The organism is Rugamonas aquatica, assembly GCF_009380215.1.
In the GTDB taxonomy this organism is placed as follows: domain Bacteria; phylum Pseudomonadota; class Gammaproteobacteria; order Burkholderiales; family Burkholderiaceae_D; genus Rugamonas; species Rugamonas aquatica_B.
This window is the reverse complement of record NZ_WHUG01000004.1, coordinates 573625-582201: the sequence shown is the minus strand read 5'-3', so window position 1 is coordinate 582201 and position 8577 is coordinate 573625. Positions and strand designations below refer to the sequence as shown.

10 protein-coding genes and 1 pseudogene are annotated in these 8577 nt (G+C 65.5%); 1 reads left to right on the top strand and 10 read right to left on the bottom strand.

The annotated features are described in order from the left end of the window. Window positions 1–420 (bottom strand): annotated as a pseudogene (locus tag GEV02_RS13985) (hypothetical protein); the annotation flags it as partial. A 251-nt stretch (window positions 421–671) separates the two neighbouring features. Next, window positions 672–2045 (bottom strand): sigma-54 dependent transcriptional regulator, encoded by a 1374-nt coding sequence (locus GEV02_RS13980; protein ID WP_152838521.1) that lies wholly within the window; start codon window positions 2043–2045, stop codon window positions 672–674. Between the two features lie 174 nt (window positions 2046–2219). Here GEV02_RS13980 and GEV02_RS13975 point away from each other — a divergent pair, with 174 nt between their 5' ends. After that, complete coding sequence (locus tag GEV02_RS13975; protein ID WP_152838520.1) at window positions 2220–2840, top strand: 1-acyl-sn-glycerol-3-phosphate acyltransferase; 621 nt, start codon at window positions 2220–2222, stop codon at window positions 2838–2840. Window positions 2841–2842: 2 nt separating this feature from the next. Here the strand turns inward: GEV02_RS13975 and GEV02_RS13970 are convergent, their stop codons facing one another. The 8 genes from GEV02_RS13970 to GEV02_RS13935 are packed head-to-tail and all read right to left on the bottom strand — an operon-like array spanning window position 2843 to window position 8452. After that, a complete protein-coding gene (locus GEV02_RS13970; RefSeq protein WP_152838519.1) occupies window positions 2843–3400 on the bottom strand; it encodes a HupE/UreJ family protein in 558 nt (185 codons plus the stop codon). Beyond that, complete coding sequence (gene ureG, locus GEV02_RS13965; RefSeq protein WP_152838518.1) at window positions 3397–4041, bottom strand: urease accessory protein UreG; 645 nt, start codon at window positions 4039–4041, stop codon at window positions 3397–3399. Before ureG ends, GEV02_RS13970 begins: the two co-directional genes overlap by 4 nt. A gap of 13 nt (window positions 4042–4054) precedes the next feature. Then, window positions 4055–4735 carry an urease accessory protein UreF gene (locus GEV02_RS13960; protein ID WP_152838566.1) on the bottom strand — a complete coding sequence of 227 codons (681 nt, stop codon included), beginning with the start codon at window positions 4733–4735 and terminating at the stop codon, window positions 4055–4057. After that, window positions 4735–5238 carry an urease accessory protein UreE gene (ureE, locus tag GEV02_RS13955; RefSeq protein ID WP_152838517.1) on the bottom strand — a complete coding sequence of 168 codons (504 nt, stop codon included), beginning with the start codon at window positions 5236–5238 and terminating at the stop codon, window positions 4735–4737. The genes GEV02_RS13960 and ureE overlap by 1 nt, the downstream gene beginning before the upstream one ends. Window positions 5239–5243: 5 nt before the next feature. Continuing rightward, window positions 5244–6944: an urease subunit alpha gene (ureC, locus tag GEV02_RS13950; protein ID WP_152838516.1), complete on the bottom strand. Its 1701-nt coding sequence runs from the start codon at window positions 6942–6944 to the stop codon at window positions 5244–5246. 1 nt (window position 6945) lies between these two features. Then, a complete protein-coding gene (locus tag GEV02_RS13945) occupies window positions 6946–7272 on the bottom strand; it encodes an urease subunit beta (RefSeq protein ID WP_152838515.1) in 327 nt (108 codons plus the stop codon). An 11-nt stretch (window positions 7273–7283) separates the two neighbouring features. Further along, window positions 7284–7586 carry an urease subunit gamma gene (locus tag GEV02_RS13940; RefSeq protein ID WP_116989955.1) on the bottom strand — a complete coding sequence of 101 codons (303 nt, stop codon included), beginning with the start codon at window positions 7584–7586 and terminating at the stop codon, window positions 7284–7286. An 8-nt stretch (window positions 7587–7594) separates the two neighbouring features. Continuing rightward, the gene (locus GEV02_RS13935; protein WP_152838514.1) at window positions 7595–8452 is read right to left on the bottom strand and encodes an urease accessory protein UreD; all 858 of its coding nucleotides are present in this window, start codon (window positions 8450–8452) and stop codon (window positions 7595–7597) included. Window positions 8453–8577: the final 125 nt, after the last annotated feature.

Here is an 8577-nt window from a genome sequence, read left to right as displayed (position 1 = left end):
GCCGGTGCCGGTTGCCGCGCCGGCCGTCGCCGCACCGCCGGTGCCGCCGGCGCCCGCGCCGCCCGTGCTGCCGGCGCTGTTGCTGGCATTGTTGCCGATGTCATGCACCGTATTGCCGGTGACGGTGCCGTTCAGCGTGCTGGTGGCCGTGGCCGTCGAAGTGTTGTACGAGTTGGTGAGCGAGGACGTGGCCGTACCGCCGTTGTTGGCCGCCACTGCGCCGAGCTGGCTGGCGGTCGCGCCGCCGGTGCTGTTGTTATTGTTGTTCTTGTTGCTGCTGTCCTGCACCGCCGACGACGAATCGTTCGCATGCGCGCCCGCACCGGACTGCGCCACCGTCGGCGGCGTGGTGGTTTGTGCGTACGCCGCACTGGCACCGAACGCCAGCGCGATGGCTGCGCTGATCAAAGTTTTTTTCATAGCTGCTCCCTACCTAAACAAGGTGTACGGTTAATCGAATGGGTGCCAGGGGACCGATCTCCCGGCTCCCCCTCCTTTCGCAAACTTGATGCCACCACTGGCGCCGTTCGCGCAAACCGTTGAAATTCCTGGAGAATTCGCCGACGCCGCCGATACGGCGCGAACGCTGCCGCCTGCGTTCCGGCGCTGAACGTCACACCGCTGTGACAGCGCGGCAGTGGCGCGCCGCCTGCCGCCAGAGCAGAGCACCGCTATTTCGATGGAGGAGCGGCGGTGTAACAGGCACGTGACGGCGCCGGGATGCCGTGCTTGGCCAACAGCCGGTACAGCGTCATGCGCGATACGCCGAGGTCGCGCGCGGCCAGCGTGATGTTGCGCCCGGCCCGCTGCAGGCTGGCGTCGATGGCGTCGCGCTCGGCGCGGATGCGGGCGTCGTCCAGCGGCGCCGATTCACGCGGCCCGGTTTCCGTGCTCAGTCCCAGATCCTGCGGCAGGATCAGCCTCCCCTCGGCCATCACCATCGCGCGCCGCACGCGGTTGAGCAGCTCGCGCACATTGCCGGGCCAGTCGTAGTCGCGGATCGCCTGCGCCGCGCGGCCGCTGAATCCCTTGACGCGTGGCGCCCGCTCGCTGGAATACGTCCGGAAAAAATGTTCGGCCAGCGGCAGCAGGTCTTCCTTGCGCTCGCGCAGCGGCGGCACATCCAGCGCCAGCACATTGAGCCGGTAGTACAAGTCTTCGCGAAACGCGCCACGCTCCACCGCCTGCGCCAGGTTGACGTGCGACGCCGCGATCACCCGCACATCAACCGCAATGCTGTGCGTGGAACCCAGGCGGTAGATGGTCTTCTCCTGCAGGAAGCGCAGCAGGTTCGCTTGCAGCTCCATCGGCAGGTCGCCGATTTCATCGAGGAAGATGGAGCCGCCCTGCGCCGCCTCGATCAGCCCGCGCTTCTCGCGCGCCGCGCCGGTAAAGGCGCCGCGCTCGTAGCCGAACAATTCGGACTGGATCAGCGTGGCCGGAATCGCGCCGCAGTTGATCGGCACGAACGGACCTGCGCGGCGCGGCGAATGGGCGTGCACAGCCTGCGCGACCAGCTCCTTGCCGCTGCCGCTCTCGCCCCAGATCAGCACGGGCGCACTGGCGCCGGCCACCTTGACGATCTGCCGCCGCAGGCCGGCGATGGCGACGGACTGCCCCGTCAACGCGGGCTCCGGCTTGCCATGGCCGCGACCATCGGATGGACTGCACAACGTCGCCAGGCCGTGCGCGTGGCCCAGCGTGTGCCGCAGCCGCTGCACGTCCAGCGGCCAGGTGTGAAAGTCGCGGCAGTGATCGTGCACCAGCCGCCGCCACGCCGCCGACTCCAGCGCGGGCGGATGCAGCAGCGCTATCCAGTGCATATCCCAGTGCTCGTGCAGGAAGCCGTCCACCGCGGCGCACAGTTGCTCGTCATGCGCCTCCACCAGCAGCACGCCAACCAGCAGCGGGCGCGCCTTCAACTGGCGGCGGGCCTCGGCCAGCGTCGCCGCACTGCATACTTCCCATCCCTGTACTGCTGCGCTCAGCGTTGCCGGTATGGCGAGGGTCCCGATTGCTATGCAGAGTATGGTTTTTTTCGTCATGACGGTTGGACGAAAAAACGTGAGAAAGGTTCAAGCTTTCAATTTCAGTAAAAATAGAAGGAGCTTGCCGCGACCTCGGCATCAATATAGAATGCCTGCGCAGTTTTTTTGACGAGGGGTATGCCAGCCTGTCAATAGTGAAAATAAGTTAAAAACAAAGACGGGATAAAATACATGAGCGATTTTCAACTGAAGCCGGCGGATTTGCCGACCTGGGGCCAGCGCGCCGCCTTGCGCGTACTGGGCCTGTTCGGCTGGCGCATGCTGTATCGCCCACTGCCCGGCCCACGCGGCATCGCCGTGATTTATCCGCATACGTCCAACTGGGACTTCATGATCGGCCTGTTCGGCAAGTGGGCGTTGAAGCTGCCGTTCCGCTGGCTGGCCAAGGATTCGCTGTTCAAGCTTCCCGTGATGGGCAAATGGTTCCGCGCGCTGGGCGGCGAACCGGTCGAACGCGGCACGCCGAGCGGTACCATCAAACTGCAGGCGCAGCGCATGAACGCGGCCGACTGGTACTGGGTCGGCATCACGCCGGAAGGCACGCGCGGCTATCGCCCGAACTGGAAGAGCGGCTTCTATCATCTGGCGCTGGAGGCCAAGGTGCCGCTGGTGCTGGTGTATATCGACTATCCGAACAAGACCCTGGGCCTGGTCGATCACGTGTTCCTGACCGGCGACCAGGAAGCCGACCTGGCCGCCATCCGCGCCGGCTTCGAAGGGCACCAGGGCCTGTATCCGAAGAACGCGGCGCCCATCGTGCTGCAAGAGCGCCGCACCGAAAACCGCGATTAATCTCAGACGGTCGCCACCAGCATCACGCCGGTGGCGGCAATCGCGGCGCCTGCTACCTTCAGCGCCAGCGCCGGGCTCACATGGCCCAACACCCTTCCCCCGTAGACCAGCAGCGCGCTAGCCGTCAGCAAACCCATGGCGCTGGCCACCTCCGGCAGCTCGTGGCCGTGCGCGTTGCCGTGCAAGAGCGCGAACGCGCCCACCATCAGCGCCGCCATCGACGCAGGCAGGCGCGCAGCCACCGCGATCAGTACGCCCATCAAGGCCACCGTCAGCGCGATGCCCGTCTCCAGCCCCGGTATCACCAAGCCGGCCACGCCGGTCAATACGCCGGACAGCAGCATGCCGAGGAAGGTCGCCGGCAGCCATCGTGCGCTGGACTGGCGCGCGCTCCATATCCCCACCGCCAGCATCGCCAGCAGGTGATCGAGGCCGGTGAACGGATGGGCGAATCCGTCGAAGAAGCCATGCGTGTGCGCGCCGCCCGTCTGCGGGTGGGCCGCTGCGACGGCGCTGACCAGTACCAGTGCGGCAGCCGCCGCGATGCGTTTGTTCTTCATAGGATCTCCTGTGCAAAGTGATGGGTTTGGCCCAGCAGGCCTTGTTCGCGTATGAAATCGATGACGGCCTGCACGCCGTCGCCGCTGCGCAGGTTGGTGAACACGAACGGCCGCGCGCCGCGCTGCTGTTTGGCGTCGCGCGCCATCACATCGAGGTCGGCTCCGACGTGCGGCGCCAGGTCGGTCTTGTTGATGATGAGCAGATCGGAGCGGGTGATGCCAGGGCCGCCCTTGCGCGGAATCTTCTCGCCGCCGGCCACGTCGATCACGTAGATCGTCAGGTCCGACAGCTCCGGGCTGAAGGTGGCGGCCAGGTTGTCACCGCCCGATTCGACCAGTATCAGATCAAGATTGGGAAAGTCGGCCTGCATGCGGGCGATGGCTTCCAGGTTGATCGAGGCGTCTTCGCGGATCGCCGTGTGCGGGCAACCGCCGGTCTCCACGCCCATCAGGCGCTCGGCCGGCAGCGCGTCCGCGCGCAGCAGGATCTCCATGTCTTCCTTGGTGTAGATGTCGTTGGTGATGACGGCCATGTCGAAATGGTCACGCATGCCCTTGCACAGCATCTCGCACAAGGCGGTCTTGCCGGAGCCTACTGGCCCGCCGATGCCGACGCGCAGGGGATTCGAAGTTGGAGTCATGTTGGTTCTCTCATTAAGATCGGTATAAACGGCTGTACTGCACTTCATGCTGCATCGACAGCAGCGACAGGCCGGGCGCCCAGTTGCACATATCGTCGTCGCCGACGGTTTGCGCGTAGCGGGCGGCCGCTTCGATGTCGGCCCGCAGCGACAGCAGGATGCGCTGGCCCGCCACCTGCCCCAGCGGCACGGATTTAACGCACACCAGCACCTGGTTCTCGGCCCACGCGAACAGCATCGCCAGCAGCGCGGCGTCGTGCGGGATGTTCAGTGCGGCGACGGCGCAGGCGAAGGCGGTCGGCAGCGCGACTTCAGGTTCGCCCTGTAGCTGCGCCAGCATTTCAGCGTCGACGATGCCCAGTTCCGCCACCAGCTTGGTCAGCGAGTAGCCCATCTGAATGGTCTCGGCGCGGAACTCGGCGCTGTCGCGCGAGGCGATGAAGCGTTCGCCCCATTCCGAGGCTGCGGGCCAGTCGCGCCGCGACCAGGCCTGCATCAGGCGCCAGCACACCGGGGCTTCCCATTGCGCCACCACTTCGTGCAGATGGCGCAGTATCCAGACGCGCGCGGTGTCGGCGTTGCGGACCTTGCCCGATTCCAGCGCCGCCTCCAGTCCCTGCGAATAGCTGTACGCGCCGATCGGCAAGGCCGGACTGGCGAATTGCAGAAGGTTGAGCAGCGCGGCGGCTTGCATCATTTTTGATCGCCCGGGCGGTGGATCTTCTGGCGTAGCGGGATAGGCGCCAGCGGATTGCCGTCGTGATGGTGCGAGTGTCCGCCGCCGTATGCGCCGGACTCCGGCTCGAACGCAGCCGTCTCCTCCATCACCGTCGCCCCCAGCCCCGCCAGCATCTCCTTCAGCACCGCGTCCGCGCGGATGCGCAGGAAGCCGTCGCCGACCTGCGCCTGCGTGTGGCGGTTCCCCAGATGGAAGGCACAGCGCAGCAAGGTATGCGCGTCGGCGCAGGTGATCTTGTAGGTCGGTTCCGGCGCGGCCACCACCTTGACCACGCGCTTGTCCTCGCCGGTCAACAGGTCGCCGTCGCGCAGCACGGTGCCGCGCACGGTGAACACGGCGACATCCTCGCCGGTGTCGAGCGTCGCCCGCAGGCGGCACTTCTCGCGCAGTTCGTAGGGCAGCACCAGTTGTGCCGCGATGATGTCCGCGCTCGGGATTTTGGTGTGCAATGTCAGCATGGTAGTCAAAATAAGAAGTAGCGCTGCGCCATCGGCAGCGTGGCTGCGGCTTCGCACACCAGCAGCTCGCCGTCGGCGCGCACTTCATAGGTTTCGGAATCGACACTCATCTTCGGCGTGGCGCCGTTGTGGATCATGTCGGACTTGCGCAGCGCGCGCATGTTCTTCGCAACGATCAGCGTCTTGTTCAACTTCAGCTGCTCGCCAATGCCGGCGTCAAACGCCGCCTGCGACACAAAGGTGAACGACTTCTTCAAGCCGCCGCCGAAAGCGCCGAACATCATCCGGTAATGCACCGGCTGCGGCGTCGGGATCGACGCATTCGGGTCGCCCATCTGCGCGGCGGCGATCATGCCGCCCTTTAAAATCGTCTGCGGCTTGACGCCGAAGAAGGCCGGCTTCCACAGCACCAGGTCGGCGATCTTGCCCACCTCCAGCGAACCCACCGCATGCGCGATGCCGTGCGTGATGGCCGGGTTGATCGTGTACTTGGCGATGTAGCGCTTGACGCGGAAGTTGTCGTTGCGCGAAGAATCCGGCGCCAGCGGGCCGCGCTGCACCTTCATCTTGTGCGCGGTCTGCCAGGTGCGCATCACCACTTCGCCGACCCGGCCCATGGCCTGCGAATCGGACGACATCATCGAGATCGCGCCCATGTCGTGCAGGATGTCCTCCGCCGCGATGGTCTCGCGCCTGATGCGCGATTCGGCGAAGGCCACATCCTCGGCGATGCCCGCATCGAGGTGATGGCAGACCATCAGCATGTCCAGATGCTCGTCCAGCGTGTTGACCGTGAAGGGCCGGGTTGGATTGGTCGACGACGGCAGCACGTTAGCTTCGCCCACCGCCGCGATGATGTCCGGCGCATGGCCGCCGCCCGCGCCTTCGGTGTGGAAGGTGTGGATGGTGCGGTCCTTGAACGCGGCCAGCGTATCGGCCAGATAGCCGCCTTCGTTGAGCGTATCGCTGTGGATGGCGACCTGCACGTCCATGCGGTCGGCCACGGACAGGCAGTTGTCGATGGCGGCCGGCGTGCTGCCCCAGTCCTCGTGCAGCTTAAGGCCGATGGCGCCGGCGCGCACCTGCTCCTCCAGCGGCTCCGGCAGCGATACATTGCCCTTGCCCAGAAAGCCCAGGTTCATCGGGAAGGCGTCCGCCGCGCCCAGCATCGCGTGCAGATGCCACGGCCCCGGCGTGCAGGTGGTGGCCGAGGTGCCGGCCGACGGCCCGGTGCCGCCGCCTATCATCGTGGTCACCCCGCTCATCAGCGCTTCCTCGATCTGCTGCGGGCAGATGAAGTGGATGTGCGTGTCGACGCCGCCGGCCGTGACGATCATGCCTTCGCCGGCGATGATCTCGGTGGCGCCGCCGATGGCCATCGTCACATTCGGCTGGATGTCAGGGTTGCCGGCCTTGCCGATGGCGGCGATCATGCCGCTTTTCAGGCCGATGTCCGCCTTGACGATGCCCCAGTGGTCGACGATCACCGCGTTGGTGATGACCGTGTCCATCACGTCGGCGGCCACGCGCTGCGACTGGCCCATGCCGTCGCGGATCACTTTGCCGCCGCCGAATTTGACTTCCTCGCCATAGGTGGCGTAATCGTGTTCGATCTCGATAAACAGTTCGGTGTCAGCCAGGCGGATGCGGTCGCCCTTGGTGGGACCGAACATTTCCGAGTAGGCGCGGCGCGAGATTGTAGCCATGTCAGCCCTTCGGTGGATTGGGGTCCAGCTTGCCCATGACTTTGCCGTTGAAGCCATAGACCTTTTGTTCGCCGCCCAGCTTCACCAGTTCCACCGTGCGCTGCTGGCCCGGTTCGAAACGCACGGCGGTGCCGGCTGCGATATTCAGGCGCATGCCGTACGCCTTCCAGCGCTCGAACTTGAGCTCCGTGTTGACTTCGAAAAAATGGAAATGCGATCCGACCTGCACCGGCCGGTCGCCCTGATTCGTCACCACGACAGTCGCGGTGGCGCGGCCTTCATTGAGGCCGATCTCGCCCTCTTCAAGCACATATTCACCTGGGATCATGATGATCTCCTTTAGGGGATGGGGTTATGAACGGTTACCAGCTTGCTCCCGTCGGGGAACGTCGCTTCGACCTGGATGTCGGGGATCATCTCCGCTATGCCTTCCATCACATCGGCGCGGGTCAGGATGCGGGTGCCCTCGGACATCAGCTGCGCCACGGTCTTGCCATCGCGCGCGCCTTCCATGATGGCGCAGGTAATCAGCGCCACCGCTTCCGGATAATTCAGTTTCAGGCCGCGCGCGAGGCGGCGTTCCGCCACGATGCCGGCGGTGAAAATCAACAGCTTGTCTTTTTCTCTTGGTGTCAGGTCCATGGTTGTTCTCAGGTTTGCCAGATGCGCGGCGTGGCGGCCGCGCGGCCCAGCAGGTGCGGGCGCAAACGGCGCCATACAATCAGCATCAGGCGGCGCGCGGTTTCGCTGTCGTCGCCGAGGTGGCGGGCGACGATCACGCCCTTGGTGTGGGTGACGCCGAACAGGTGCGCGCCATCGGCGGCAATGTCGGAATGAATGTCGGCCAGCACGGCGGCCGCCAGCGGCTTGCCGGTGGCGATGAGCGTGGCGCAGACGGTTTTGCCGTCCAGCGCCAGCGGGCTGTCCAGCCGTCCGCCCAGCATCGCGCCCTGCTCCCACCAGATCAACTTGCCGTCGCGGCGGATGCTGCTGCGCTGGGTCACGGTGCCGGTGTTGAAGCTTTCGCCGGAACCGCGCCGGCCCATGCAGAGGATTTCGCAGCCCAGATAGGTGGCGCCGGCGGCCAGTTCGACGTGCTGCTCCAGCACCACGTTAGCGGTATCAAAAAAGATCGTCTCTTGCGGCAGCCATTCGAGTGCGGCATCCGCGCCCACGCTCAGGCGCATGCTCTGGCGCGACACCTTGCCGTTGGCCTTGTACCACTTGGCCGCGCCGGGCGTGGCGATGAAGGCATGCGCGCGCGGGCCGACGCCGACCTCTATCGACAGCTGGTCGCCGCCGACCACGCCGCCGGGCGGATGGACGACGATGGCGTGGCACACCCTGGCGTCTTCGGGATACAGCGCCTTCTGCACGCGCAGCGGGCCATAGTGGCGGTTGTCGAACAGCCGCGTCGTGCCGGCGTCATCGGCAAAGCCCAGGGTGAGACTGGCCTGCCAGGCGCTGTGGCCGGCGGCGAGTTCTCTGGATGCGGTGGTATCGGGCATGACTGACGTAATGCAATCGTCGTGCCAGCGGAATCACGGGCTGCAAGCGCCGTAAGAACATTTTTCGCACCAAAGCGAGCGTTTCGCACCGTCGTGGTGCAAAACAGCCAACATTCGAGTTTTAC